Below are 25,983 nucleotides of genomic sequence, written 5' to 3' on the forward strand. Positions count from 1 at the left end.
CGACGGGGTATCCCTCCGGTGCATCCCGGCAGCGCTGCCCAGGCGAAGCAGTGGCTGCACGTCCCTGCCCGCACGCCGAAAGGACGCCCATGAACCTCTCCCGTCGAACCCTCCTCGCCGGTGCCGGAGCCGGCACCGCGGCCTCGCTCTCCGGGTGCGCCGGACTCACCGGCAACACCGGCGGCTCCTCGGAGGAGGGCGGGCAGACCACCCTCAGCTTCGTGAACTGGTCCGGGGAGACCGAGAAGGAGGCCTTCGACGCGCTGATCGGGCGCTTCGAGGCCGCCAACCCCGACATCCGGGTGCAGACCGACACGGTGCCGTACGCCAGCATCCAGCAGAACATCGACAGCCGGTTCCAGGCCGGCAGCCCGCCGGACCTGTTCCGGGTGTCCTACATCGATATCGGCCAGTACACCAGCCAGGGCGTGCTGCTCGACGTCAGCGACGTGCTCGGCGGGGACCGGGCGCAGGCGTTCGTCCCCGGGCTCTACCAGGGCGTGGTCTACGACGGGAAGCCCTACGGCGTCCCCCACCAGATCGACACCACCGCCGTCCTCTACCGCGTGGACGCCTTCGAGGCCGCCGGGATCAGCGACGTCCCGACCGGTCTGGACGACGCCTGGACCTGGGAGGAGTTCGCCGAGGTGGCCGACCGCCTCAAGGGCTCCGTCACCGACGGGCAGTTCCCCTTCGTCTACAACTGGCAGGCCGCCGGGGCCTACCGCTGGCTGTCCTGGCTCTTCCAGGCCGACGGCCGGCTGATCACCGAGGGCCTGGACGCCGCGGCCATCGACAGCGACGCGGGTCGCCGGGCGCTGGACTTCACCACCAGCTTCTTCGAGCAGGGCTGGGTGGCCCCCAACACCTCGACCAAGGCCACCACCTACGCCGACGACGAGTTCATCGCCGGTGCCGCCGCGATGGCCTTCGTCGGTGACTTCACCCTGCCCAACATCGACGGCGAGGTCGACTTCGAGTACGGCGTGCTGCCGATGCCCCGCGACGTGTCCGCGGCCAGCGACCTCGGCGGCAACGCCATCGTGGCCGCTGCCGAGGGACCCAACCCCGAGGCCGCCGCCCGGTTCTGCGCCTTCATCGCCGAGGAGGACCAGATGCGGCAGTACTGCGAGGCCACCGGGCAGCTGCCCACCCTCACCTCGCTGACCGAGACCGAGCTGGACTTCGCCGTCCGCCCCGACCTGATGCCGACCTTCGTCGAGCAGGCCACCACCCTGACCGCCGAGCAGGTCAGCCAGGTCACGGTGCCCGGGTTCGGGCGGATCAACACGATCCTCGGTGACCAGCTCGAGCAGTCCTTCCTGCAGGGCCGCAGCACCGAGGACACCCTCGCCGCCCTGAGTGACGCCGTCGGGCAGGCGCTGCAGTGAGCGTCGCCGCGGCCACGACCACGGTCCGGACGCGGCGGGGCGGTCTGCGTGACCGCTCCGGCCCGCTCTTCGCCGCCCCGGTCGTGGTGCTGGCCGCGGTGTTCCTGGTGCTGCCGATGGTGCTGGCCTTCGTCTACGCCTTCGCCGAGATCGCACCGCTCAGCGGGGCGGTCACCTGGGTCGGTCTGCAGAACTTCGCCACCATGCTCGCCGACCCCGCCTTCGCGCGCTCGGTGCTCAACACCGGCCTGTTCACCGCGGTGACGGTCCCGGGCAGCATGGTGATCGGGCTGGCCCTCGCGGTGCTGCTGAACTCGGTGATGCCGGCGCGCCAGCTCTTCCGCACCGTCGTCTACCTCCCGCTGGTGATCTCCGGCGTCGCGGTCGGGCTGATCGGCACCCTGCTGTTCAACGAGACGACCGGCGTGCTGCGGGCCCTGTCGCTGCAGCTGGGTCTGCCGGTCGTGCCCTGGCAGTCCGAGGGGCCGGCGGCCTTCACCTCGGTGGTGCTGATCACGCTGTGGATCCGGGTCGGGTTCACCATGATCATCTACCTCGCCGGGCTGCAGGCCGTCCCGGCGGAGATGTACGAGTCCGCCCAGGTCGAGGGGGCCAGCCGCTGGCAGCGGTTCACCAACATCACGGTGCCGCTGCTCGCCCCGGCCACGTTCTTCCTGCTGATCATGAACGTCATCTACTCCTTCCAGGTCTTCGACACCGTCTTCGTGCTCACCGGCGGCGGTCCGGGGAGGTCCACCGAGGTGCTGGGCACCTACGCCTACGACACCGCCTTCGGCCCCGCCCGCAACCAGGGCTACGGGTCGGCGATCGGCGTGGTCATCTTCGTGATCACCCTGGTCTTCACCGCCCTGCAGTGGCGGCTCAACCGCAGCCGGGACGGGGAGTCCTGATGACCATCGCCGTCCCGCGGACCAGCACGGCCCGCAGCACCGCCACCACCTCCCGGCCGCCGACCACGCGCCGTCGCCGCGAACGGGTGGAGCGCCGGGTCCGGGTCGCCCTGGCCGCCGTGGTCGCGGTGGTGATGGTCTTCCCGCTCTGGGTCATGGTCGTCACCGCCTTCTCCTCCGGCGCCTCCTACTCCCGCACGCTCCGCCTCTGGCCCGAGCAGCTGACCCTGGACAACTTCACCCGGGTGCTGGACGCCTGGCCGGTCGGCTCCTGGTTCGCGAACTCGGTGGCCATCACGGTGATCACCACGGTGCTCAGCGTCACCATCAGCGTGGTCGGCGGGTTCGCCTTCGCCAAGCTGCGCTGGCGCGGTCGCACCGCGGTGTTCCTGCTGCTGCTGTCGACCATGATGATCCCGACCCAGGCGATCCTGGTGCCGCAGTTCCGGCTGGTGAACAGCCTGGGCCTGGTGGGGACGTTCTGGGCGGTGATCCTCCCCGGGGCCGCCGCGACCTTCGGCATCTTCCTGGCCCGGCAGTTCATGCTGGCCCTCCCGACCGAGCTGCTGGAGGCCGCCCGGATGGACGGCGCCGGGACGCTGCGGACCTTCTGGAGCATCGTGCTCCCGCTGTGCCGCCCGCTGGTGGCGGTGCTGACCCTGCTCAGCCTGATGTACCAGTGGAACGACTTCCTCTGGCCGCTGGTGGTGCTGCGCGACCCCGCGCTGTTCACGCTGCCGATCGGCCTGCAGTTCCTCCAGGGGCAGTACCTGACCGACTACCCGGCCCTGATGGCCATGACCCTGCTCACCGTCGCCCCCCTGGTGGTGCTGTTCCTGCTGTTCCAGCGCTGGTTCGTCCAGGGCCTGGCCACCACCGGCCTGCGCTGACCCCCGGCGAAGGACCCGTAGAAAATTCAACTAGGGTGCCGGGGTGAGCGCCTCGCCGGTCGTCGACCCAGCGCCGACGGCACCGGTGCGTCGGCGTCGTCGCGGCGACGCCCCGGTGGCCTGGGCGCTGCTCGCCCCGAGCCTGGCCGGCGTGCTGGCCTTCCTGGTGCTCCCGATCCTGGTGGTCGTGTGGCTGAGCCTGAACCAGTGGGACCTGCTGGCCCCGATGACCTTCGTCGGCCTGGACAACTGGGTGGACGTCCTGAGCCAGGGCACGCTCGCGCACTCGATGCTGGTCACCCTGGCCTTCGTGGCCATGGTCATCCCGCTGCAGACCGGCCTCGGCCTGGGGCTGGCGCTGCTGCTGTCCCGGGGTCTGCCCGGGTCGTCGTTCTTCCGGGTGGTGTACGTCATCCCCTGGATCTGCGCCCCGCTGGCCCTCGGCGTGGTCTGGAAGTGGATCTTCTCCCCCTACGGCGGCGCGCTGAACGCCCTGCTCGGCACCGACGTGGAGTGGCTGACCAACCCGGCCCTGGCGCTGCCCCTGGTGGCGGCGGTGAGCATCTGGTCCCAGGTCGGCTACACCACCCTGTTCTTCATGGCCGGGCTGGCCGGGATCCCGCACCAGGTGCTGGAGGCCGCCGCCCTGGACGGGGCCGGCGCCTGGGCGACGTTCTGGCGGATCAAGCTGCCGCTGCTGGGTCCGACCACCTTCTTCGTGCTGGTCACCGGGGTGATCGCCAGCTTCCAGGCCTTCGACCAGATCTACGCGCTCACCCCCAACGGCGGACCCCAGGGCTCCACCGACGTGATCGCCACCCGGATCTACCTGGAGGCCTTCCAGGGCGGCTTCCAGCTCGGCCGGGCCGCGGTGATGTCCCTGGTCCTGTTCCTGGTGCTCGTGGTGGTCACCGTGGTGCAGCAGCGCTTCTTCGCCCGGCGGGTGACCTATGACCTCTCCTGACACCGACCGCGCCGGGCGGGCGGGTCTGGCCGTGCCCCCCGCGCTGGCCGGGCACCGCCGCCGACCCCTGTCCGCCGCCGTGACCTACCTGGTGCTGGTGCTGGGCGCGCTGGTCACCCTCGGCCCGTTCGTGCTCAGCTTCATGACCGCGCTGAAGACACCCCAGCAGTTCGCCCGGGAGTCCTCGCTCGCCCCGCCGGCTCCCGCGACGACGGAGAACTTCGCGCGGCTGTTCGCCGAGAACGGGTTCGTCTCCCCGGTCGTGGTCACCGCGCAGGTGGTGCTGGTGGTCGTGGTGGGGCAGCTGCTGTTCTCGATCATGGCGGCCTTCGCCTTCGCCCGGCTGCGCTTCCGCGGGCGCGACGCCCTGTTCTGGCTGTTCCTGGCCACGCTGATGGTGCCCCAGGTCGTCACCGTGATCCCGCTGTACTCGATCTTCACCGCCCTGGACGCCCGCAACACCTTCTGGGCGCTGGTGCTGCCCTTCGTCTTCGGCTCGCCCTACGCGATCTTCCTGCTGCGGGAGTACTTCCGGGGCATCCCGTCCGACCTGATCGACGCGGCCCGGATCGACGGCGCCAGCACCTGGCGCATCCTCTGGCTCATCGTGGTGCCGCTGTCGCGCCCGATCATCGCCACGCTGGTGATCATCACCGTGGTGACCCACTGGAACAACTTCATGTGGCCGCTGATCATCACCACCGGCCCGACCTGGCAGACCGTCACCGTGGCGACCGCCTCGCTGCAGAGCCAGTACAACGCCAACTGGACCCTGGTGATGGCGGCGACGACGGTGGCGATGGCGCCGCTGCTGGTGCTCTTCGCGCTGTTCCAGCGCCACATCGTCAGCTCCATCTCCCTCACCGGCTTCCGCTGACCCGACCACAGGAGGAACCATGACCCCACCCACCCCCCGGCTGTCCCGACGGCTGCTGCTCGGCTCCGCGGTCGGTCTCGGCGCCGCGGCCGGCGTGGCCGCCTGCTCCCCGGCCGCCCAGCAGCAGGAGGCCGGACCGGGGTCCAGCGGTGGTGCGCAGAAGACGGTGACCCTGCGGCTGTGGGACGAGCAGGTGGCGGGGGCCTACGAGAAGAGCTTCGAGGCCTTCACCGCCGCGAACCCCGACATCGCCGTCACGACGACGGTGGTGGCCTACGCCGACTACTTCACCAAGCTGCGCAACGACGTGGGCGGGGGCAACGCCGACGACCTGTTCTGGATCAACGGCTCCTACATCCAGCCCTACATCGACAACGGCAACCTGATGGAGATCGGCAGCGCCTTCGACGCCCAGCGCCCGGACTGGATCCAGCCGGCGGTGGAGCAGTACACCCGCGACGGGCGGCTGTGGGGGGTGCCCCAGATCACCGACGGCGGCATCGCGGTCTACTACAACGCCGAGCTGCTCGAGGCCGCCGGCCTCACCCCCGAGGACCTGACGGACCTGACCTGGGTCCCCGGCGGGGGCAGCGGCGACACCTTCCTGCCGGTGCTGCAGCAGCTGACCGTGGACGGCTCCGGCCGCCGCGGCGACGAGGACGGCTTCGACGGCACCGACCCCGGCAGCTGGGGCTACTCCGCGGCCCAGGACCTGCAGGGCATCTACTACAACTTCCTCGGCTCGGCCGGGGGCGCCTTCCAGGACGAGGCCGGCCGGTTCGTCTTCGACTCCCCGCAGGGTCGCGACGCCTTCGGCTACCTGGTGGACCTGATCAACACCCACCGGGTCTCCCCTGCGGCCTCGAACACCAACGACAACGGCGACTTCACCCGCGACCAGTTCCTGCAGGGCACGATCGCGCTGTTCCAGTCCGGGATCTACAACCTCAAGAACGTGGCCGACGGCGCCGACTTCGAGTGGGGCATCGTGCCGATCCCGGCCGGGCCGCAGGGCCGGGTGTCGGTGGTCAACAACGTGGTGGTGGCCGGCAACGCCGACGCCGCCGACGCCGAGGCGACGACCCGGGTGCTGCAGTGGCTGGGCTCGGCCGAGGGCGCCTCCTACATCGGCGCGGAGGGTGCCGGGCTGCCGGCGGTCGTGGGTGCCCAGACCTCCTTCGAGGAGTACTGGAGCGCCCAGGACGTGGACCCGTCGCTCTTCGCCGAGCAGGGCCAGCAGCCCTCGATCAGCGCCCCCACGGGTGAGAACTACGGGGCGGCGCTCACGGCCTGGAAGCCGTCCTTCGACGAGATGTTCCTGGGACGCACCCCGGTGGCCGAGGCGCTGGCGGAGGCCCAGACCGCCGCCAACGAGGCGATCAGCGGCTGAGCCGGGCCCACGGCCCGACGAGTCAGCGCTCTCGCGGCAGCTGGCCGTTCTCCAGATTCCGCAGCGTGCCGCTCAGCCTGGATCCAGACTGGACATACAGCTCGCAGCGGGCTTGGCCCAATCCGACCTCGACCCCGACCAAGGGTCGGACCCGGACGTCCGGATGACTGCCGAGAGGGCTGGACAGGTAGGCGTGCGCGGCAGCCTCGCAGCTTGCGCTGTTTGCCTCAGCTGAGTCAGGACTCGAGATCCACTCGATCGTGTGCGCCTCGTCACACGCCATCCGGCTCCGGTCCCCGATGACCGCGATGTCCCCATCGAAGCACTGACGCCACGGTGCGGACGATCTAGCCCTTGCGCTTCCGGCGAAGTCTCCCGTCACATCGTCGAACGCAGTCACCAGACAGTCGCCGCCTTGTGCGGCAGTGGTGAACGCCAAGGCATCTACGCCCGCGACCCCACCCAGGAAGCCGAAGACGGTCGCGCGGTCGCAGTCTAGGTCCGGCACCGACTCCGCCCGGTGAGGGAGGTTGCAGGAGACCTCCACGAGCGCGACGTCGAAGCAGCTTCGCTTCCCGTGAGTCGGCGCATCGGCTGTGGGGCTCGGTCTCGGGCTCGGGATGGGCTGTTCCGTCGTCCTTGGAGAAGCGTGCGTCGCGGCCTCGCGGTCCGTTGATCCGCCCAGCACGGCGAGCCATCCCGCCATCCCGGCCGGCACCGTCAGCAGCACTCCGACGGCAGTGACCAAGAGGGTGAGGATCGCCACCTTCACGACGAGCGCCGCACCGGTCCAGGCTCCGGCCACCCGCTTGACCAAGCCGAGCCAACGCCGTTCGCCGGGCAAGTCAGGTCACTGACATGTCGTAGAGCACGGCTTGAGTCTCGCCCTGGCACTCGCCGTCCTTGACTCGTGCGACGATCTTCAGAGCACTGACCTCACTGATGTCGACGTCCTGGAGCCCTCCAGTCTTGCCGTAGGCGACTGTCACCCCATCGATGAAGTCGGAGCCGTTGTACAAATCCACCGTCAGCTCGAGGTCTGAGGAATCCGCCTCGACTCCGGGTGCCGCGCGGAAGCTGAAGGTGTCCCAGTCCCCGTTCGCGCGGAACTCGACGACTTCATCTCGGTTCGAGCAGTCCGAGACGAGCGTCGCCAGTCCCGTCACCTCTCCCACCTGAGGTAGCTCCCAGCGCCCTTCCTCCCAGCCTGCGGCTCCCTCGTGGAAGTCGGTCGCTGAGTCGAGTTGCTTGGGCGCGCCCGCTGCAGCTGACGGACTAGGGGTCTGCGAGGGCGTTGAGCTGGAGGACTCGGTACCTGTCGGGCTCAGCGGGTCAGAAGGAGTCGGCGTGGCCGAGGAACTGGTGTTCGCCGACTCGCCCGGTGTCGGAATGGCACTCGAGGCGGTTGCGCTCGGCGACGCCTGCACGCTCGTGACCGGATCCGGCGGATCAGCTTGATCGGTGGATGCACCCGGGGCGCACCCGCACAGCAACAGCAACAACACCGCTGTCGTCAGCCTCGGTCCTGAGTTTTGGGCGACCATGAGCTTCTTCCCTTCGTCCGCAAAAGCATCGCACCCCAACTGGGGTTGCGGTGAAGAACGAAGAAGCTCAGCGTCTTCCACGACCTGCCAACGAGCTGAGGTGCCGTTGCCTGGTTCTCGGGCCATCGCGGACCGGAGAGTAGTCAGGTAAAGGACAGCGTGGCTGGAACCCGCTCCTTCGGCGCTGGCACTACTCCGGCGCAATGGGTTCGCAGCGAGTTTCATCGGCCGTCTCGGTGGCTGCGCCCCGGCGTCAACGTTGTCGCCCAGGCACCACCAGCCGAGCCGGTAGCCGCACAACCGGTATCACTTGAGCATCCCGGACAGAGAGATGATCACACAGGCACGGCTGGCCAGGTGATGAGCACCACCTGCGGGGCCGCACGAACTCAGCGCAGCTTACCGAGGAATCCTTTCCCTCACGTCCCATGCTGCCGGAACCCACGGCCCGCCGAGTGGCTCTTCCGGCTTGAGGGACTTAGGGGCGCGGGGCCCGACGACGCAGACCCAGCACGAGCAGCACCAGCCCGACCACGACCAGGACCAGGCCGATCACCAGCCAGGTGCTGTCGCCGGTCATGAAGCTCCCCGGCAGCACCCCCGCACCCTGCAGCGACCACACGCCACCGATCACCAGCGCGATCGCCCCGAGCACCAGCATCCACGTCCTGCGCACGTCAGTCTCCTCCTCGGGTGCGGTGGAGCTCACCGGCACGCCAACCGTAGTCCACGTCCTGCAGCACGAAGGCGGCGCTCAGCCGGGCGTCCGCCCCAGCGAACCGGCCGCGCTCGAGGAAGGCGGCCCGGCGGAGGTCCACCGCGACCGGCGCGGGCTGGGGGACGTCCGGACGCGTGGTCACCACCACGACCCCGTCGGGGTCGGGTGAGAAGCGGTTGGGTGGCGGGGCGAACCGGCGGGCGGTGCGGGCGTCGGGCAGGACGCCGCCGGCGGGCACCCGCTCCTCACCCGGGTGCGCGGTGAGGGCGAGGTCGCCGGCGCCGTCCCCGGAGCGGACGTCCAGCTGCAGCTGCTGGCCCACCGGGGAGAACCGCCCGTCGAGGCGTCCGTGCGGGGCCCGGCTGGTGAGCTGGCCCCCCAGCACCGACGCCCAGCCGCTGGACCAGCCGGCCAGCGGACGCAGCCCGCGCAGCACCCGGCCGCGGGCGGTACGCGGTCCCGAGCGGGCCGTGGTGGTGCAGAACACCGACCAGGTGAGCAGCACCGTCGACCCGCTGCCGAGGGCCGGTGGCACCCCGTGCGGTCGGACGTCGGTCAGCTCCAGCACGGTCGCGGCCAGGAACGCCCACTCGCGGCCGTCGGCGCCGGTGTGGGTGTCCAGGGCCAGGCCGGGGTCGGGCAGGTCGGCCACCGTCGCCGGTGGGACGGCCCAGCTGAGGGCCAGCGCGTGCCGGAGGTGGGCGTCGACGGCCAGCGGGGCGCGTTGCAGCCGGTTCAGGCCGCGGCCCAGGAGCCGGGCGGCGGTGCGCAGCGGCCAGGTGGGCGGGTGGACGACGACCATCAGGACCCCCAGGTGGTGGTGACGCTGCCCCAGATCAGGGCGGCGTCGTCGGCGGCGAGGCCGGAGTCGCCGGGGGCCGGCTCGGCCAGGGAGCGCAGCACCACCGCCCCGCCGGGACGCACCGCGTGGCGGACCGCGACCTTGAGCCGCGCGCCGTACTCCGGCGGGGCGCCGTCGAGGACGTTGGACAGGGCCACCGCGTCGTAGTGGCCCACCGGCACCGACTCCAGGTGGCCGGCCACGTCCCGGGCCACCCAGGAGATCTGGTCGGGGTCGACGTCGGGCAGCCGCCAGCCGGGCTGCTCCTCCCCCGACAGCAGCCGCCAGGCGAACCGGTTGTCCCGCATGCCGTGCCGGCCCAGCCCCCGGGCCAGCCGCGCCCGGAGGATGTCGTCGAAGCGGCGGGGGATGAAGCGGCCGAACTCCTTGGTCAGGATCCGGGCGGCGAACGTCCCCGGACGCAGCGCCCCGGCGACCAGCCAGCGCACCACCCGGGTGTCCAGGTGCCGGCGCCAGTAGGCCAGGGCCTCCTCCGGTCCGGCGGTCTGGAGGACCGGCCAGAGCCGTCGTAGCCGCCACCCCGGCGCCACCGGGCGGAGCATCGAGCGGCCCGCGGTCATCAGCGACTCCGCCGACCCGCGCACCGACTCCCCCTCGCCCAGCCGTCGGCGGGCGTAGGCGAGCTGGTGGGGGTTGATGTCCACGGCGGTCACCCGGTGCCCGGCGGCGGCGCAGGCCGCGGCCACCTCCCCGGAGGCGGCGATGACGCAGACCCGACCGGGGGCCCCGAAGGCCTCCAGCTCGATCCGCTGGTCCTCGTAGCTGCGGCCGAAGAGCACCCGCGGCGGCCCGAAGCGCACCAGACGGCCGCCCTGCCAGGGGGTCACCGGGGGTGCGGACATGGGTCGGAGGCTACTTCTTCTCCGCCTTGGTCGGCTCGGTGGTCGACAGCGCGGCGACGAAGGCCTCCTGGGGGACCTCGACGCGGCCCACCATCTTCATCCGCTTCTTGCCCTCCTTCTGCTTCTCCAGCAGCTTGCGCTTGCGGGTGATGTCACCGCCGTAGCACTTGGCGAGCACGTCCTTGCGGATGGCGCGGATGGTCTCCCGGGCGATCACGCGGGCCCCGATGGCGGCCTGGATCGGCACCTCGAACTGCTGGCGCGGGATCAGCTCCTTGAGCTTGCCCGCCATCATCACCCCGTAGCCGTAGGCCTTGTCGCGGTGGACGATGGAGGAGAAGGCGTCCACGGGCTCACCGTGCAGCAGGATGTCGACCTTGACCAGGTCGGCGGCCTCCTCGCCGGCCTCGTCGTAGTCCAGGCTGGCGTAGCCCTTGGTGCGGGACTTCAGCGCGTCGAAGAAGTCGAAGACGATCTCGGCCAGCGGCAGCGTGTAGCGGATCTCGACCCGGTCCTCGGACAGGTAGTCCAGCCCGAGCTGGATGCCGCGACGGGCCTGGCACAGCTCCAGGATCACGCCGATGTACTCCGCCGGGCTGAGGATCGTCGCCCTCACCACCGGCTCGTACACCTCGGCCAGCTTGCCGTCGGTCGGGTACTCGCTGGGGTTGGTGACGACCATCTCCCGGCCGTCCTCCATCCGCACCCGGTAGACCACGTTGGGGGCGGTGGAGATCAGGTCGAGGTTGAACTCCCGCTCCAGCCGCTCCCGGACGATCTCCATGTGCAGCAGCCCCAGGAAGCCGATCCGGAACCCGAACCCGAGGGCGCCGGAGCTCTCCGGCTCGTAGGTCAGCGCGGCGTCGTTGAGCAGCAGCTTGTCCAGCGCCTCGCGCAGCTCGGGGAAGTCGGCCCCGTCGATGGGGAACAGACCGGCGTAGACCATCGGGTTGGGGTGGCGGTAGCCGCCGAGCGCCTCGGTGGCCGGGCGGACGCTGGTGGTGACGGTGTCACCCACCCGGGACTGGCGGACGTCCTTGACCCCGGTGATCAGGTAGCCCACCTCACCCACCCCGAGCGACGGCGACTTGACCGGCTCGGGTGAGATCACGCCGACCTCGAGGGTCTCGTGGGCCGCCTTGGTCGACATCATCAGCACCTTCTCGCGGTGGCTGAGCTCGCCGTCGATGACCCGGACGTAGGTGACCACGCCGCGGTAGGTGTCGTAGACGGAGTCGAAGATCAGGGCGCGGGCCGGGGCGTCGGCGCGACCCTGCGGGGCGGGCACCTGGATCACGATCTCGTCCAGCAGCTCCCGGACGCCCATCCCGGTCTTGGCCGAGACCCGGAACACGTCCGACGGCTGGCAGCCGATGATGCCGGCCAGCTCGGCGGCGTACTTGTCGGGCTGGGCGTTGGGCAGGTCGATCTTGTTGAGCACCGGGATGATCGTCAGGTCGTTGTCCAGCGCCAGGTAGAGGTTGGCCAGCGTCTGGGCCTCGATGCCCTGCGCGGCGTCGACCAGCAGCAGCGCACCCTCGCAGGCCTGCAGCGAGCGGGACACCTCGTAGGTGAAGTCGACGTGGCCGGGGGTGTCGATCATGTTGAGCACGTAGGGCTTCTCGCCCTCACCGAGGTCGGCCACCCACGGCATCCGGACGGCCTGGGACTTGATGGTGATGCCGCGCTCGCGCTCGATGTCCATCCGGTCCAGGTACTGGGCGCGGGCAGCCCGCTCGTCCACCACGCCGGTCAGCTGCAGCATCCGGTCGGCCAGCGTCGACTTGCCGTGGTCGATGTGGGCGATGATGCTGAAGTTGCGGATGATCGCGGGGTCGGTCGCACCCGGGGCGGGCGGACTGGCGGTCGCGCGTGTGGTCAACGGTGCTCCAAGGTGGGGGCTGGACTGACGTCCATCCTCCCACCCCGGCACCGCGAGCCAAAGTCAGCGCTCAGGCGCCGCCGCCGCCGGCCTTGCGCCGGTGCATCGCGGTGGGGATGTGGCCCTCCACCGGGTGCATCCGCTCGCTGCCGTCGGGGTTGGAGCCGGCCGACGTCGGGTGGGACTTCTGCTTCTTCTTGTCCAGCGCCTCGCGCATGCGCCGCTTGACGTCGTCCTCGGGGCCCTTCGCTCCTGGTCCGGTCATGGGAGCTCCTTCGTCGTCGTCCGGTGGGGGCCCCACTCTGCCCTGCCGTGTAAGGGCTCCGCCACCGGGTTGGCGCCGTGACCGCTGCGGGTGGCAGGACCACGTCAGCCCGGCAGCGGGGCCAGGGCGACCAGCGCCGCGCTCAGGCCCAGCACGGCGACGGCCAGCACCGCCTCCGCCCCGACCACCCGGACCAGCCGGCGCAGCTGGTGGGCGCGTCCGCGGGAGGGCTCGCGACCCTGCCGCCGGCGCTGGCCGGCCAGCGACAGGTAGCGGCGGACCCGGCGGTGCAGCACCAGCACCGCCACGACCACCAGCACCTTGACCACCAGCACCAGGCCGTACCAGGAGACCACCAGGGGCCACGGTCCGCCGGTGGTCAGCAGCGCGTCCACCACGCCGGTCAGCGCGAGCACCGCCAGACAGGTCGTGGCCAGCCGGGCGAAGCGCTCCAGGGCGAGCTCGCCGGCGTCGGCGGTCGCCCGGGGCAGCAGCGAGAGCGCCAGCACCAGCAGCCCGCCGAACCAGGCCGCGGCCGCGAGGACGTGGGCCAGCAGCAGGACCGCCGCCAGCACGGACCGTGGCCCCTGGCCGCCGTCGGCGGGCAGCACCACGGTCAGCCCGAGCACCACCGTCAGGACCAGCACCACCGTCACCCCCGGCGCGCCGGGGCGCCACCGCCCGCCCCGGGAGGCCCGCGCCAGCTCGGGACCGAAGAACAGGGCGAGCGCCAGCAGCGCCAGCCGGAGCAGCAGCCAGGGGACGTCGGGGCGCTGCAGCACGTCCTCGACCGGGCGCCCGGCCAGCAGGTCCGCCAGCGGGACGGCCAGCGTCGCCAGGGCGGCCGCACCGGCGCCGGCGCCGGCCACACGCGCGAGCCAGCGGGTCGGCCACAGCCAGGCCCAGGCCACGACCGCGCCGACGAGCAGGGCGAGACCGAGGTGGAGCAGCACAAGGCTGGCTCCAGCCAGCAGCAGGTCAGGATCCGGCACCACGATCAGCCCGGCGTGGGCAGGTCGAGCTGGACCAGCACCAGCGACTGCTCCGGCGGCAGCGGCTCGCTGAGGGTGAGGAACCCGTCACCGGTCGCGGAGCAGGTGGGGTCCGGCAGCAGCGGGCAGCTGAGGTTGAGCACCGACGGCCCGGTGACCACGAGCACCACCGGCTCCGAGGCCTCCGGCCCGGCGAGCGGGGCGACGGCGCCCAGCGCGCGTCCGGGGACCGACGGGGTGGACATCACGGTCGCACCGGTCAGCCGGTAGCGCAGCTCCACCCGGTCGGTGGGGACGTCCCAGGTCAGCGGCACGGGCCCGTCCACGGTGCTCACCGCCCGCACCGGCTGGCCCCCGGCGCTGACCTGCAGGTCGGAGGCCTCGGGGGTGGTGCCCTCGAAGGAGGAGCCGGCGCCGGCGAGGTCGGGCGGGGCGAGCTCGAGCCCGGTCGCCGGCTCCGGCAGCAGCACCCGCTCCACCACGGTGAAGGATCCGTCGCGTTCGGGCACGGCGACCAGCAGGGACCCCGGCTCGGTCAGCCACGGTCCGGAGGTGGGCAGCGGGACCGGCGGGACGTCGGTGGTCCGGCGGTCCTCCTCGTCGGCGCTCCCCGAGGGGGTGCTGCCGGCGGAGGAACCGTCCGAGGGCGCGCCGCCGGCCGACGGCGACGGGCCCGCGGTGGCCGACGTGGGCTCCGGCGGGGTTGCGGTGGAGCGCGAAGCCCCCGGGAGGGCCGAGGCGACCGCGGCCGCGAGCAGCAGGGCGACGGCCACCCCGCCGAGCAGGCGCCGTGCGACGGCACGCCGGTGGGACACTGCGCCACCTCCCCCGAGTGCGGCTCGATTCTGCGGACCACCCCTGCGCGGGGCGTCCGCGGCCTAGACTAGGCGAACCCCGGTCAGGCTGGGCGGGGTTGGGACGACCCACGGCTGTCCAGGCCGCGGTCGACGCGATTCGGGGGAATCACATGAGTCGGAGCGGACGAGCCGTGCTCGCCGGCGTGGCGCTGGGCGTGGTGGTCGCCGGGGCGCTGGCCCCGGTGCGCAGCGCGGCGGCGGACGAGGCGAGCATCTACCTGGTGCACGGGCTGGCCGAGGGGTCGGTCACGGTCAGCGTGGACGGCGACCCCGTCACCGAGGGGCTGGCCGCCACCGAGGTGGCCGGGCCGTTCGACGTGGCCGCCGGCGAGCGACAGGTCACCTTCACCACCGAGGACGGCAGCGAGGTGAGCAGCAGCGTCCAGCTGGAGGCCGGCGACAGCTCCGACGTGGTGCTGCACCTCCCGGCCACGGCCGACGGGGACCCGGTGGTGACGGAGTACCCCAACGACCTCTCGGCGGTGCAGCGGGGACGGGCCGCGGTCGCGGTGGCGCACACCGCCGCGGTGCCCCCGGCCGACATCCGCGTCGACGGCGAGGTGCTCTTCGCCAACGTCGCCAACGGTGAGTACCTCTACGAGGTGGTGCCCGCCGGCTCCTACGAGGTCGACATCGTGCCCACCGGCCAGACCTCCCCCGCCGTCCTCGGCCCGCTGGAGCTCGAGCTGACCGCCGGGGCGCTGACCCGGGTGTACGCCGTCGGCGACCCCGAGGACGACACCATGGACGTGGCCTCGCACGTGATCCGCACCGGCACCTCCGGCAGCGGGCGGCCGCAGTCGGTGGACACCGGGCGCGGCGGTCTCGCGGACCGGTTGCTCGACCGGCGGTGAGGCTCCCCCGCTCGGTGCGGGTGGGCTCCGGCGCGGCGGCGTCGCTGCTGGTCCCCCTCCTGCTGCTCGGCTGCGCCGCGCCGGTGGCACCGTCCGGGGCACGGGGCGGGGCACCGGGCGGGGACGCCTCCGACCCGGTCGCCGCTGCCTCGAGCCCGGTCCCGGTGGCGAGCGAGGCACCGCAGGCCGAGCGGGCCTCGTCCCGCTTCGTGCCCGAGCGGATCGGGTTGCCCGGGGGCGTCGAGGCCCCGGTCGTCCCGGTCAGCACGGTCGGGGCCGAGCTGGTGGTCCCCGAGGACGTGAGCCAGGTCGGGTGGTGGGACGGGAGCTCCTGGGTGGGCGACCCCTTCGGCTCGGTCGTGGTGGCCGGTCACGTGGACTCCCTGGACGGGTTCGGTCTGTTCCACCGGCTGTGGTCGACCGAGGTCGGGGACGAGGTGGTGCTGAGCGCAGGGGAAGGCCGTCAGGCCTACCGGGTGAGCGAGGTTCGGCGGGTGCCTCGTACCGACCTGGTCGACGACGGCGAGGTCTTCGACGCCGACGGCGACCCGCGCCTGGTGCTGCTGACCTGCGTCGGCGCCTACGACGCGGCCCGCGGCGGGTACCCGGAGAACCTCGTGGTGGTGGCCCGGCCGGTCCGCTGAGGGCTGTCCCGGCCGAGGCTGCTGTGGCAGGGTCGACGGTGAGGAAGGAGGCGCCGTGGGCCCCGTGAACCGTGTGCTCGGGCTCTCGTGCCTGCTGCTGCTCTCCGCCTGCTCCGCCCCCGGCCCGGACGCGGTCCCGGCCGCCACCCCCGCACCGGACCCCGACCAGCTGCTCTGGGGCGGCGCCACGCTGCTGCAGCAGGCCGACACGGAGCCGGAGCTGTGCCTCGGGCCGGTCCAGGAGTCCTACCCGCCGCAGTGCGGTGGACCGACCGTGGTCGGGCTGGACTGGGACGACGTCGAGGGCGTCGAGCGGTCGGCCGGCGTTACCTGGGGCTCCGCCTACGTGGTGGGGACCTACGACGGCTCCACGTTCACCCTCGACCGGCCGCCCAGCAGCTCGCGTCCGGACGGCGTCCCGGAGCCGAGCCCGGTCCCCGACCCGGAGCACCCCCGGCTGTGCGAGGACCCGTACCGCGGCGGCGACCGGTCGAGCGAGGGGGACCAGGCGGCGCTCGGGCGGGCGCTGGAGGACCTGGACGGGTACGTGACGTCCTACGTCTCCGACGGCGACTCGATGGTCAACGTGCTGGTCACCGGGGACGCGGAGGAGGCCCACGCCGAGCTGCGCCGGGTGTGGTCCGGCGGGCTCTGCGTGGTCCAGCGCGACCTGCCCACCCAGGAGGCGACGAGGGCCGCCCGGGACGCGCTGTCGGTGGACGCGGAGGATCTCGGGCTGCTCACCCTCAGCGGGATGGGCGTGGAGGGGTGCTGCACGTGAGGGTGAGGGTGGCCGACGCCCCCACGGTCTCCGCGGTCCAGGAGCGGGTGGCGCGGTGGCTGCGTCCTGAGCAGGTGGTGGTGGACGGCGCCCTGCAGCCCCTGCCGGGGTGAGCCCGGTCGGCTCGTTTGGCCGCTCGGAGCCGGGTTGGTAGAGTGCACTGTCGCTCCGGGGACGGCTCACGCCGTCGTAGGAGCACCACCGACCAGACCAGATCGACCAGACCAGAGGCTTGCCCAGTGGCGAACATCAAGTCCCAGATGAAGCGCATCAAGACGAACGAGAAGGCTCGTCTGCGCAACAAGGCTGTGAAGACGAACCTGAAGACGTCGATCCGCCGCTTCCGCGAGGCCGTCGAGGCCGGCGACACCGTGAAGGCCCAGGCGGCCGCACAGGTGGCCTGCCGCAAGCTCGACAAGGCTGCCTCCAAGGGTGTCATCCACCCCAACCAGGCGGCGAACCGCAAGTCGGCCATCGCCTCCAAGGCGGCCGCTCTCAGCTGACCCCACCGGTCCCCGGACCGGTGGACGAGCCCGATCACCCCTGGTGGTCGGGCTCGTCGTCGTCCCCGGACCCGTCGCGGGTCAGCGGCCGGTGCGGCAGCGGGTCACCCCGAGCACCGCGCTCTCCAGGGCGTAGTCGGGGTCGTTGGCGGCACCCTTGATGTCGGCGTCGGCGCGGGCCACGATCGATATGGCCCGGGCCAGACCCGGCTGGTCCCAGCCCCGCAGCTGCTGGCGCATCGACTTGATCTTCCACGGCGGCACCCCGACCTCGCGAGCGATGTCGCCGTCCCTCATCCCGGTGGAGGGCAGGCTGACCAGCTTGCCCAGCCCCCGCAGCCCCGAGGCCAGCGCGCTGCTGACCAGCACGTGGGCCACCCCCGTGCCCAGCGCCCACCGCAGCTGCTCCATCGCCTGGTCGGTCCGCCCGGCCAGGGCGGCGTCGGCCACCGCGAAGCTGGTCACCTCGGCCCGCCCGCCGAAGTAGCGGCGGACCAGCGCGTCGGTGATCTCCGGCCCGTCGGCGTCGGCCACCAGCTGGGAGACCGCACCGGCCAGGGCGCGGAGGTCGTGACCGACCGCCTCGACCAGCAGGGTGGCGGCGGGGGCCTCGATCCGGGAGCGGGCCCGTCGCACCTCCGCGGTGACGAACTGCGGCAGCTCCCACGCCTTCAGCGACGGGCAGTCGACCACCTGGACGCCGGCCTTCTTCAGCTTGTCCAGCAGGCCCTTGCCCTTCACCCCGCCCCCGTGCACCAGCACCACGGCGCACTCGGGCTCCGGCGCCTGGGCCAGCTGCAGCACCTGGTCGGCCAGCTCGGCGGGGAGGTTGGCCAGGTCGCGGACGACGGCGACGGAGGAGCTGGCGAACAGCGACCCACCGGTGATCTCAGCCAGCTGACCGGAGTTCAGCTGGGGCGCCTCGACGTCGTGCAGGTCGGCGTCGGGGGCCTCCCCACGTGCCGCGTTGACCAGCTCGTTGACCGCGCGCTCGGCGAGCAGGCTCTCCGGCCCGCTGACCAGCACCACCCGGCCGAGGACCGACTCCCTGACTGCCACGCCCTCAGCATGCCAGCCCGCACCGACACCCGCGCCCCGCTCAGCGCTCGGTGGTGACACGGACCGCGTCCGGGCCGCCGGACAGGGCCACCGAGCCGGAGGTGTCGGTGCGCAGCACCCGGGTGCCGCTGGTCTCGAGCAGCTGCAGCGTCCGGGCCGCGGGGTGGCCGTAGGAGTTGTCCCGCCCCGCGCTGGCCACCGCGAGGGCGGCACCGCTGGCCCGCAGGAACCCCGGGTCCTGGTCGGCGGAGCCGTGGTGGGGCACCTTGAGGACGTCGGCCTCCAGCCCGGCCGTGCCGACCAGCCGCTGCTGGGCCTCCGCGCCGATGTCGCCGGTCAGCAGGACCCGGACGCCGGAGACCGTGGCCAGGGCCACCACGCTGGCGTCGTTCTCCGCCGGGGACTCCCCCGACCCGTCGTCGCCGAGGGGCACCGCCGCCACCTCGGCGGGACCGAGCGTGCGCCAGCTCACCTCCCCCACCTGCCAGGTCGACCCCGGCACCGCCACCCGCGCGGAGAGGCCGGCGGCGGCGAGCTGCTCCTGCACCTGCCGGTGCTGCTGGAGCGGCTGGGCCAGAGGGGAGACCAGCACCGCACCCACCCGGCGTCCACCGAGCACCCCGGGGAGGCCGTCGACGTGGTCGGCGTGGAAGTGGGAGAGGACCAGGAGCGGCACCTCGACCACCCCGAGCCGGCTCAGGCACCGGTCGACCGCCACCGGGTCCGGCCCGGCGTCCACCACCACGGCGGCACGCACCCCGGCGCGCAGCAGCACGGCGTCGCCCTGCCCGACGTCGCAGGCGACCAGGAACCACCGCTCGGGCGGCCAGCCGGGCTGGACCGGGCTGCGGAGCAGGGCCAGCACCATCAGCACCGCCAGCAGCAGGCAGGCCCACCACCGGCGCAGCAGCACCGGCACCACCGCCGCGACCAGGACGCAGCCGGCCACCAGCACCGCGACCGACCAGGGCGTCACCGGCCACACCCACAGCGCGCCGGGCAGCGAGGCACCGACGTCGGCCACCACCAGGATCCCCTGGGCGCTGAGGGCCGCTCCCAGGGCGACGAACTCCGCCAGCGGTGCCCACAGCAGCGAGGCCCCGGCGGCGGCGAACCCCAGCACGGTGGCCGGCCCGACGAAGGGGGCGGCGGCCATGTTGGCCACCAGTCCGGCGGCGCTGACCTGGCCGGAGATGGCGGTGGCCACGGGCTGGGTGGCCAGCTGGGCCGCGAGCGGGACCGCCACCGACTCCGCCACCCAGCGCGGAAGCCACCCGGACAGCTCGGCGGCCCACCGCCCCGCCCACCACACGATCCCCGCCGAGGCCAGCACCGACAGCGCCATCCCGGCCGAGCGGGACAGCCAGGGGTCGAGCAGCAGCAGCACGGTGACCGCGACGCAGAGGTGCCGCAGCCCCCGCCGCTCCCCGCGTCCGCCCAGCCCCAGGGCGGCCAGGGCCACCAGACCCATGGCCGCAGCGCGGAGCACGCTGGGCTCGGTGCGGCAGAGGGCGACGAAGACTCCGACCCCGAGCAGTCCCAGCAGCCGCAGCCACCAGCCGCGCACGCCGACCGCGCGGGCCAGACCCAGCAGGAAGACCAGCAGCAGGGTCAGGTTGGCCCCCGAGACCGCGGTCAGGTGCACCAGACCGGTGGCGGCGAACCGCTGCTCGAGCTCCTCGGTCATGGCCGAGGTGTCGCCCAGCACCAGCGCCGGGACCAGGGCGCGCTGCTCCTCCGTCCGTGGTCCCACCGCGTCCCGCAGCCCCGCCCGCACGCGCTCGACCAGCAGCAGGCCCGGTCCCGGTGGGGCGACCAGCTCGGGCGCACCCCGGATCCGCACCACCGCCGCCACGTCGGATCCCCGGTCCGGGCCGGCCAGCCGCGCCTCGGCCCGCACCCTGGACCCCGCGACCAGCCCGCGCCAGGCCTCGATCCGCTCCCCGGTCACCAGGACCACCACCGGCGCCCGCAGCCTGTGGTCCTGACCCCGGCCCTGCACCCGGCGGAGCTCACCGCGCACCCAACCGACGTCCCCGCCCGGGCCGGTGGAGACCTGGAGGTCGGTGCCCGTCACCACCTCCACCTCGACCATGGCCTCGTCCGCGGCCAAGGCGGGCAGCGGCCCCGAGCGCAGCGCCTGGACGCGCAGCACCCCGACCGCGGAGCCGGCCACCAGCAGCAGGGCCACCGCGCCCAGCAGCGCGGAGCGGCGGCGCGCCGCCAGCCCCGTGGTGACCAGCCCGACCAGCACCACCGCGCCCACCAGGAGACCCTGCTCCGCGGTGGCCACCCAGGTGGTGAGCCACGTCACGGCGGCGGGGACCAGCATCCGCAGGTCGTGCGGGGCGACCGGTGGTGCGGGCGGGAGGGTCTCCTCGGTCGCGGGGTGCACCTCCGCACCGTCGCGCTCCCGGGCCCGGTCGGTCGCACCGCCCGGTGGGCTGTGGACGGCCGGGCGGGGTGGGCCGGGGCTGTGGACGAGGTGGCTTGGTGCGGGAGCCCGTCAGCCGACGGGTAGCCCGTCAGCCGGCACGGAGGTCCTCGGCGCAGCGTCCGATCAGACCAGGGGGTGCACCGTCACGCCCTGCACGACCCGGTTGACCTCACCGGTCGGGAAGGGGTTGTCCGGGTGCAGGCCGAGGGCCAGCGAGGTGGACTGCCCCAGCAGCTGGGCCACCAGCACGCCCGCCAGCGCCCAGTACGGGTCGGGCAGCCCGGCGGTGCCGCGCAACCGGATGGCTCCACCCGGCGTGGGCGCGTCTCCCTGCGCGTCGACCACCACGACCCGGTCCGGCCCGAGGCTGTCGGCGAGCTCGTTGACGATGTCGAGGTCGTAGCGCCGGGTGTGCGGGTCGTTGGACAGGTAGACCACGACCACGGTGCCGGGGGTGAGCACCGCCTTGGGACCGTGCCGGAACCCGAGCGAGGACTCCGACCAGGCGACCACCTGCCCGGCGGTCAGCTCGAGCAGCTTGAGCGCGGACTCGTGGGCCAGCCCGAGCAGCGAGCCGCTGCCCAGGTACACCACCCGGTCTGGCCGCAGCGCGGCGACGGCCTCGATCTCGACCTCGCGGGCCAGCAGGTCCTCGGCCGCGAGGGCCAGCGGCTCGATCCCGCCGGGCAGCGGACCACCCAGGGCGAGCAGGGCGGCCAGGGTCATCGAGGTGAAGCTGGACGTCATGGCGAAGCCCTGGTCGTTGCTGCCCTCCGGCATCAGCAGCACGAAGGAGCCGGGCCGGTCGGCGTGGGTGCGGGCCAGGTGCCCCTCGGGGTTGCAGGTGATGATCAGGTGCGCCACCTCGCCGAGGACCTGGTCGGCGAGCTCGGTGGCGGCCACGCTCTCGGGGCTCTGACCGGAGCGGGCGAAGGACACCAGCAGGGTGGGGACGTCGGGGGTGAGCTGCTGGCGCGGGTCCGCGACCAGGTCGGTGGTGGCCACCGCCTCCACCCGGCGACCGAGCAGCGCCGACAGCCACGGCGCCGCCACCTGCCCGGCGTAGGCGCTGGTGCCGGCGCCGGTGAGCAGGATCCGGGCACTGCGCCGCTCCCGCCACGGGGCCAGGAAGGTCTCCAGACCGCCACGGCCCTCGTCCAGGGTGGCGGCGACCTCGCGCCACAGCCGGGGCTGCTGGCGGATCTCACGGTCGGTGTGCAACGGCGTGCCCGGTTCGACGGACGGTGTCACTGGCGCTCCAAGGTCGGTGTGGACGGCGTCCTCACCCTAGTGGCCGTCGCCCCCGCGTCCGGGGCTGGTCAGACCCGCACGTGCGGCGCGATCTCGGCGTAGCTCTTGGGGCCGATGCCGGAGACCTCCTGCAGCTCCTCGACCCGGGAGAACCGGCCGTGCTCGGTGCGCCAGTCCAGGATCTTCTGCGCCGTCACCGGTCCGACCCCGGGGAGCCCCTCGAGCTGCGCGGCGGTGGCGTTGTTCAGGTCCAGCTGCGCACCGCCTCCTCCAGCGACCGGCCCGGAGCCGCTGCCCCCTCCCCCGCCGCTGCCGCCGCCGGCCGCACCGCCGGCGGCACCGCCGTCGGTGCGCACCTCCGAGGGCTGGTCGTCGTCGGAGACCACCACCTGCTGGCCGTCCACCAGCACCTGGGCGAGGTTGAGCTCGCCCGGACGGGCGTCGTCGGTGAGGCCGCCGGCGCGCTCGATCGCCTCCCCCACCCGTGCTCCCTGCGGCAGGCTCACCACGCCGGGCTCCGCCACCGCCCCCAGCACGTGGACCACCACCTCCGGCACCGAGGTCGGGCTCGCAGCCGGTGCGGACTCCGATGGCGGGGCCGGTGCCGCGGTGGTCTCGGTGGCCAGGACCACCGGCTGGGAGTCGGCCCGGGCCCGCAGCAGCAGGAAGGCGCTGAAGGCCACCGCGAGGGCCAGCACCGCGGCCAGCACCACCAGGTGCCGCCGGGAGAGCTGCGGCACCTGCAGGGTGATGGACCGGTCGGTGCGGGCACCGGGAAGGGCTGGTGCGGGCGGGACCGGCTCCCGGGGAGGAGCGGGGAGAGCGGCAGGCACACCTCCCACGTCGGGGCCCACGACCACGCGGGGACCGTCCGGACCGGCCTCCGGGTCCAGCGGCGCGTCTGTCGGTGAGGACCCGAGCACGCCCGTCGGGTCCGGTCGCGGGAGTCGGCTGGGCACGGGGGTGCTCGGAGGGTCGTTCCACGGGTCACGCGCCCGGCCCCGCCGTGGCCGCCCGAGCGCCTCGGTCAGCAGGGGGGACGGCAGCCGTCGACGGGCCGCGAGCACGGTCGCGGAGCCGGCCACCGACGAGCCGCTGCTCCCGGCGACCGGTGGCGGCGTCGGGACGGACGTCGAGGCCCGCGAGAGGATCGCGTCCAACCGGGCCTGGACGTACTCGCTGCGGGCGGAGTCGACCGGTGCGCTTCGTGCCATGTCCCCACCGTGCCGCCCCGGGGCCCCGCTGGAGCGTCCAGGACCACGATCTGTGGACGACGCCGGGGCGCGACCGGAGCCTGTGGACGGACTTGGCGGTCTCCGCTTCACTGGGGCGGTGCGTCGTCGTCGTGGGCTGCCTGGGGCGGTCAGCGCGCTGGTGTGGGTGCTCTGCCTGCCGCTGCTGGCCGCCGGAGCCGTCTCCACGGTGCTGTCGGTGTGGCCGGACCTCCAGCTGAGGGGACCGCTGGCCCTGCTCGCCTCGTTCGTCCCCCTGGGGGTGCTGGCCGCCGCCGTCGCCGCGGTGCTGCTGCTCGTGCTGGCCCTGTTCGCCCGTCACCGGGCACCGCACGCGGTCGGTCTGCTGCTCGCCATGACCCTGGTCGCGGTGCCGCTCGCCCCGACCGTGCCGCCACTGGTCGTCGGGCCGCCCGCCCAGCCCGGTATCGGCCTCGACGTCGTCTCGCTCAACCTGCTGGCGGGACAGGCCGACCCGGTGGCCGTCAGCAGGGCCGCGGCGGGCACGGACGTGCTGGTGCTGGTCGAGTGCACCCCCGAGGCGCTGAGCGCGCTGCTCGAGGCCGGGCTGGCCCAGGAGCTGCCGCACCGCAGCGGCGGCGGGGCGGGTGCCTACGACGGCGCGGTGGTGCTGTCGCGCTACCCGCTGGAGACCGTCGAGGTGCTGTCCCTGAGCTTCCAGCAGCGTCTGGTCCGCATCGACGCCCCCGGGACCGGACCGGTGAGCGTGCTCGCCGCCCACCCGCTCAGCCCCTTCGGCGGCACCGAGGTGTGGGCCGAGGAGCACGACCGGCTGATCGCCCTGGCCCGGGCGGCCGAACCCCCGGTGGTCGTCGCCGGGGACCTCAACGCGGTGGACCAGCACGTGGTCATGCACCGCTGGCGGGAGGCCGGCTTCACCGACGTCGGGCACGCCGCCGGCGCGGGGTGGGTGCGGACCTGGCCGGCGGACCGGCGCTACCCGCCGGTGCTGGGCATCGACCACGTCCTCACCGGACCCGGGCTGCGCGGCGTGGAGCTCAGCACCTTCGACGCCCCCGGCACCGACCACCTCGGGCTGCGTGCGGTCGTGGCCACCGCCGGCTGAGGACGCAGCAGGACCGGTCCCGCCCCTCCGACCCCCTCGTGGGGGAGGCTGTGCGGTGCACCGGCCGTGAGCGGTCCAGCGGTGCGTCGGCTGAGGACGAGGAGTGGTCATGGCGGGTCGCCGGGCGGCAGCGGTGCTGATGGTGGGGGTCCTCGGGTGGGCGCTGGTGGGCCCACCCGCGACGGCCGAACCGGTGGAGCCCGCGGAGTCACCGGGGGTGAGCGCCTCCCCCACGCCGGCCGGGACGACCTCCCCCGCGCCGACCGGCACCGCCTCTCCCACGCCGACCGGCACAGCCTCCCCCGCGCCGACGGACGCCGGCACCACGCCGACGGAGGACGCGACGCCGACGGGTGCGACGACGCCAGGTCCGAGCGGCACCCCGGTCCCCGAGCCGACCGGAACCGGCTCCGGCGCACCGAGCGCGAGCCCGTCCGCCGGTGATCCCGGACCCCCGCGGACCCGCGCGCTGCCCGGTGACGTGGTGCTCGACGTGAGCACCGACTGCGAGCGCGGCGTCGAGGCCCGGGTCGGCAACCAGAGCGACGAGCTGGCCGAGGTGCTGGTCCGCTTCAGCGACCAGCAGACCGACGAGGTGCTGCTGGAGCAGCCGCTGCAGGTCGACCCCGACGCCGGAGCCACGGCGACGCTGCCGAACTCGGAGGGCCCGGTCGCGGTGACCGTCCTCGACCTGGACAGCGGTGAGGTGCTGGCCGCGGGCACCGGACAGCAGCTCCGGTGCATCAGGGTGGTGGAGGACTGCGACGCCGTCGAGTTCACCAACCCCGAGGAGAACCCGGCCGTCCGCCTGGAGACCACCATGCGACTGGAGGAGGGGGTGTCCTCCACCACCCTCGAGCCCGGCGAGACGCTGCGGGTGGAGTGGTTCGACGGTCGCTGGGAAGCCGTGCGGGAGGGTGCGGCGGACGCGACCGCCGGCGCTGGCTTCGCCTCGGTCAGCTACGACACCTGCCCGGGGCAGGTCGGGAACCTCACCGTCACCTGCAGCGCCGCCGACGGCGCCGACGGGACGCTCGAGACCGACCTCGGGCCGGTCCCGGGAGCCGAGGTGACCTGGCGGCTGAGCCGGCAGGAGCGCGGGACCGTCGCCACCGGCACGGCCACCGGCTCCGGCGACGTCCGGGCCCGGGGGCTGGCGGTCGGCGGGTACGTCCTCGACGTGCTGGTCGACGGTGAGCGGTCGGACCGCCTGGCGCTCCGGGTGGCGACCTGCCTCACCGTCGTCACCACCTGCAGCACCGCCACCTTCACCAGCGCCGCCTCGAACCCCGACGCCACCATCGGCTTCTTCGGCCCCCTCGACGACCCCACCGTCCGGGACATCGACAACCCGAACTACAACGTGCTGGGCATCGCCCCGGGCCAGTCGGTCACCGTCGACCTGGACGGCGTCACGCACGAGTGGCGCTCGCTGCAGTCCCTGGCCTCGGGGAGCGATCCTGACTCGCCCTTCCGTGGCACGGTCACCCTGGGGACCGGCCCGCTGCCCGCGGCCGAGGAGTGCCCGCCGGTCACGCCGGAGCCGGTCGACCACGACGCGTACGGGTCCGGCGACGGTCCCGGCGATGGTGGGACCGCTGCGGGAGGGACCGGTGCGGGCATGGGAGGCGCCGGCGCCGGGCCCGAGCACCAGCTCGCCGAGACCGGTGGCCCCGCCGGCCCGCTGCTCGGCCTCGGGCTGGTCGCCCTGCTCGGCGGTGCCACGCTGCTGACCCGGCGGCGCTGAACC

25 protein-coding genes are annotated in these 25,983 nt (G+C 73.4%); 12 read left to right on the forward strand and 13 right to left on the reverse strand.

The features are described from left to right. Positions 1-89: 89 nt before the first annotated feature. Genes BLT52_RS19545 through BLT52_RS19570 form a run of 6 tightly spaced genes read left to right on the forward strand, consistent with a single transcriptional unit; the run spans position 90 to position 6,423 of the window. The gene (locus BLT52_RS19545; RefSeq protein ID WP_157677244.1) at positions 90-1,391 is read left to right on the forward strand and encodes an ABC transporter substrate-binding protein; all 1,302 of its coding nucleotides are present in this window, start codon (positions 90-92) and stop codon (positions 1,389-1,391) included. Beyond that, positions 1,388-2,302, forward strand: coding sequence for a carbohydrate ABC transporter permease (locus BLT52_RS19550; RefSeq protein ID WP_197679117.1), 915 nt, complete (start codon positions 1,388-1,390; stop codon positions 2,300-2,302). Before BLT52_RS19545 ends, BLT52_RS19550 begins: the two co-directional genes overlap by 4 nt. Next, entirely contained in the window at positions 2,302-3,192 is an 891-nt protein-coding gene (locus BLT52_RS19555) for a carbohydrate ABC transporter permease (protein WP_090595844.1), read from the forward strand. Before BLT52_RS19550 ends, BLT52_RS19555 begins: the two co-directional genes overlap by 1 nt. A 43-nt stretch (positions 3,193-3,235) precedes the next feature. Further along, the gene (locus tag BLT52_RS19560; RefSeq protein ID WP_231946410.1) at positions 3,236-4,156 is read left to right on the forward strand and encodes a carbohydrate ABC transporter permease; all 921 of its coding nucleotides are present in this window, start codon (positions 3,236-3,238) and stop codon (positions 4,154-4,156) included. Then, positions 4,143-5,033, forward strand: coding sequence for a carbohydrate ABC transporter permease (locus BLT52_RS19565; protein WP_090595846.1), 891 nt, complete (start codon positions 4,143-4,145; stop codon positions 5,031-5,033). Before BLT52_RS19560 ends, BLT52_RS19565 begins: the two co-directional genes overlap by 14 nt. A 19-nt stretch (positions 5,034-5,052) precedes the next feature. Next, positions 5,053-6,423 carry an ABC transporter substrate-binding protein gene (locus BLT52_RS19570; RefSeq protein WP_090595847.1) on the forward strand — a complete coding sequence of 457 codons (1,371 nt, stop codon included), beginning with the start codon at positions 5,053-5,055 and terminating at the stop codon, positions 6,421-6,423. A gap of 22 nt (positions 6,424-6,445) precedes the next feature. On the opposite strand, the gene BLT52_RS19575 is transcribed toward BLT52_RS19570, so the two are convergent. The 9 genes from BLT52_RS19575 to BLT52_RS19615 form a co-directional block, all read right to left on the reverse strand. After that, positions 6,446-7,195, reverse strand: coding sequence for a hypothetical protein (locus BLT52_RS19575; protein WP_090595849.1), 750 nt, complete (start codon positions 7,193-7,195; stop codon positions 6,446-6,448). Between the two features lie 73 nt (positions 7,196-7,268). Then, positions 7,269-7,598 carry a hypothetical protein gene (locus BLT52_RS19580; RefSeq protein WP_157677246.1) on the reverse strand — a complete coding sequence of 110 codons (330 nt, stop codon included), beginning with the start codon at positions 7,596-7,598 and terminating at the stop codon, positions 7,269-7,271. Positions 7,599-8,445: 847 nt separating this feature from the next. Then, a complete protein-coding gene (locus BLT52_RS19585; RefSeq protein WP_090595852.1) occupies positions 8,446-8,643 on the reverse strand; it encodes a hypothetical protein in 198 nt (65 codons plus the stop codon). A 1-nt stretch (position 8,644) separates the two neighbouring features. Next, the gene (locus BLT52_RS19590) at positions 8,645-9,487 is read right to left on the reverse strand and encodes a YqjF family protein (protein ID WP_090595854.1); all 843 of its coding nucleotides are present in this window, start codon (positions 9,485-9,487) and stop codon (positions 8,645-8,647) included. Further along, the gene (locus tag BLT52_RS19595) at positions 9,487-10,389 is read right to left on the reverse strand and encodes a hypothetical protein (protein ID WP_090595856.1); all 903 of its coding nucleotides are present in this window, start codon (positions 10,387-10,389) and stop codon (positions 9,487-9,489) included. The genes BLT52_RS19590 and BLT52_RS19595 overlap by 1 nt, the downstream gene beginning before the upstream one ends. A gap of 10 nt (positions 10,390-10,399) precedes the next feature. Beyond that, on the reverse strand, positions 10,400-12,271 hold the full coding sequence (lepA, locus tag BLT52_RS19600; RefSeq protein WP_090595857.1) for a translation elongation factor 4: 1,872 nt from the start codon (positions 12,269-12,271) through the stop codon (positions 10,400-10,402). A 70-nt stretch (positions 12,272-12,341) separates the two neighbouring features. After that, positions 12,342-12,536 (reverse strand): DUF5302 family protein, encoded by a 195-nt coding sequence (locus BLT52_RS19605; protein ID WP_090595859.1) that lies wholly within the window; start codon positions 12,534-12,536, stop codon positions 12,342-12,344. A 104-nt stretch (positions 12,537-12,640) separates the two neighbouring features. Next, positions 12,641-13,528, reverse strand: coding sequence for a CopD family protein (locus tag BLT52_RS19610; protein WP_157677248.1), 888 nt, complete (start codon positions 13,526-13,528; stop codon positions 12,641-12,643). Between the two features lie 5 nt (positions 13,529-13,533). After that, positions 13,534-14,343, reverse strand: a complete 810-nt coding sequence (locus BLT52_RS19615) for a hypothetical protein (RefSeq protein WP_090595862.1) — start codon at positions 14,341-14,343, stop codon at positions 13,534-13,536. Between the two features lie 152 nt (positions 14,344-14,495). On the opposite strand from BLT52_RS19615, the gene BLT52_RS19620 reads away from it, so the two are divergent. From BLT52_RS19620 to rpsT, 4 genes are all read left to right on the forward strand, one after another. Further along, complete coding sequence (locus BLT52_RS19620; RefSeq protein WP_090595863.1) at positions 14,496-15,239, forward strand: DUF4397 domain-containing protein; 744 nt, start codon at positions 14,496-14,498, stop codon at positions 15,237-15,239. After that, positions 15,236-15,883 carry a class F sortase gene (locus BLT52_RS19625; protein WP_231946411.1) on the forward strand — a complete coding sequence of 216 codons (648 nt, stop codon included), beginning with the start codon at positions 15,236-15,238 and terminating at the stop codon, positions 15,881-15,883. Before BLT52_RS19620 ends, BLT52_RS19625 begins: the two co-directional genes overlap by 4 nt. A 55-nt stretch (positions 15,884-15,938) precedes the next feature. Next, positions 15,939-16,664, forward strand: coding sequence for a hypothetical protein (locus BLT52_RS19630; RefSeq protein ID WP_090595865.1), 726 nt, complete (start codon positions 15,939-15,941; stop codon positions 16,662-16,664). Positions 16,665-16,903: 239 nt separating this feature from the next. Next, positions 16,904-17,167, forward strand: coding sequence for a 30S ribosomal protein S20 (gene rpsT / locus BLT52_RS19635; protein WP_090595866.1), 264 nt, complete (start codon positions 16,904-16,906; stop codon positions 17,165-17,167). 81 nt (positions 17,168-17,248) lie between these two features. On the opposite strand, the gene holA is transcribed toward rpsT, so the two are convergent. The 4 genes from holA to BLT52_RS19655 form a co-directional block, all read right to left on the reverse strand. Further along, on the reverse strand, positions 17,249-18,226 hold the full coding sequence (gene holA / locus BLT52_RS19640; RefSeq protein ID WP_090595868.1) for a DNA polymerase III subunit delta: 978 nt from the start codon (positions 18,224-18,226) through the stop codon (positions 17,249-17,251). A 40-nt stretch (positions 18,227-18,266) separates the two neighbouring features. Further along, the gene (locus BLT52_RS21775; RefSeq protein WP_090595869.1) at positions 18,267-20,621 is read right to left on the reverse strand and encodes a ComEC/Rec2 family competence protein; all 2,355 of its coding nucleotides are present in this window, start codon (positions 20,619-20,621) and stop codon (positions 18,267-18,269) included. A 165-nt stretch (positions 20,622-20,786) separates the two neighbouring features. After that, positions 20,787-21,914, reverse strand: a complete 1,128-nt coding sequence (locus BLT52_RS19650; protein WP_090595871.1) for an SIS domain-containing protein — start codon at positions 21,912-21,914, stop codon at positions 20,787-20,789. A gap of 68 nt (positions 21,915-21,982) precedes the next feature. Next, complete coding sequence (locus BLT52_RS19655) at positions 21,983-23,128, reverse strand: helix-hairpin-helix domain-containing protein (RefSeq protein WP_090595872.1); 1,146 nt, start codon at positions 23,126-23,128, stop codon at positions 21,983-21,985. A gap of 118 nt (positions 23,129-23,246) precedes the next feature. On the opposite strand from BLT52_RS19655, the gene BLT52_RS19660 reads away from it, so the two are divergent. Together BLT52_RS19660 and BLT52_RS19665 are read left to right on the forward strand one after the other, a co-directional pair. Beyond that, positions 23,247-24,233: an endonuclease/exonuclease/phosphatase family protein gene (locus BLT52_RS19660; protein WP_090595874.1), complete on the forward strand. Its 987-nt coding sequence runs from the start codon at positions 23,247-23,249 to the stop codon at positions 24,231-24,233. 493 nt (positions 24,234-24,726) lie between these two features. Next, on the forward strand, positions 24,727-25,980 hold the full coding sequence (locus BLT52_RS19665) for a carboxypeptidase-like regulatory domain-containing protein (protein WP_157677250.1): 1,254 nt from the start codon (positions 24,727-24,729) through the stop codon (positions 25,978-25,980). Positions 25,981-25,983 lie beyond the last annotated feature (3 nt).

It is taken from the genome of Auraticoccus monumenti, assembly GCF_900101785.1.
GTDB lineage: Bacteria > Actinomycetota > Actinomycetes > Propionibacteriales > Propionibacteriaceae > Auraticoccus > Auraticoccus monumenti.

Bases quoted from the DNA above. Each gene is read 5' to 3' on its own strand.
- BLT52_RS19605 (WP_090595859.1), bottom strand. From the start codon at position 12,536: ATGACCGGACCAGGAGCGAAGGGCCCCGAGGACGACGTCAAGCGGCGC.
- BLT52_RS19570 (WP_090595847.1), top strand. From the start codon at position 5,053: ATGACCCCACCCACCCCCCGGCTGTCCCGACGGCTGCTGCTCGGCTCC.
- BLT52_RS19620 (WP_090595863.1), top strand. From the start codon at position 14,496: ATGAGTCGGAGCGGACGAGCCGTGCTCGCCGGCGTGGCGCTGGGCGTG.
- BLT52_RS19565 (WP_090595846.1), top strand. From the start codon at position 4,143: ATGACCTCTCCTGACACCGACCGCGCCGGGCGGGCGGGTCTGGCCGTG.
- BLT52_RS19590 (WP_090595854.1), bottom strand. From the start codon at position 9,487: ATGGTCGTCGTCCACCCGCCCACCTGGCCGCTGCGCACCGCCGCCCGG.
- BLT52_RS19555 (WP_090595844.1), top strand. From the start codon at position 2,302: ATGACCATCGCCGTCCCGCGGACCAGCACGGCCCGCAGCACCGCCACC.
- BLT52_RS19595 (WP_090595856.1), bottom strand. From the start codon at position 10,389: ATGTCCGCACCCCCGGTGACCCCCTGGCAGGGCGGCCGTCTGGTGCGC.
- BLT52_RS19655 (WP_090595872.1), bottom strand. From the start codon at position 23,128: ATGGCACGAAGCGCACCGGTCGACTCCGCCCGCAGCGAGTACGTCCAG.
- BLT52_RS19545 (WP_157677244.1), top strand. From the start codon at position 90: ATGAACCTCTCCCGTCGAACCCTCCTCGCCGGTGCCGGAGCCGGCACC.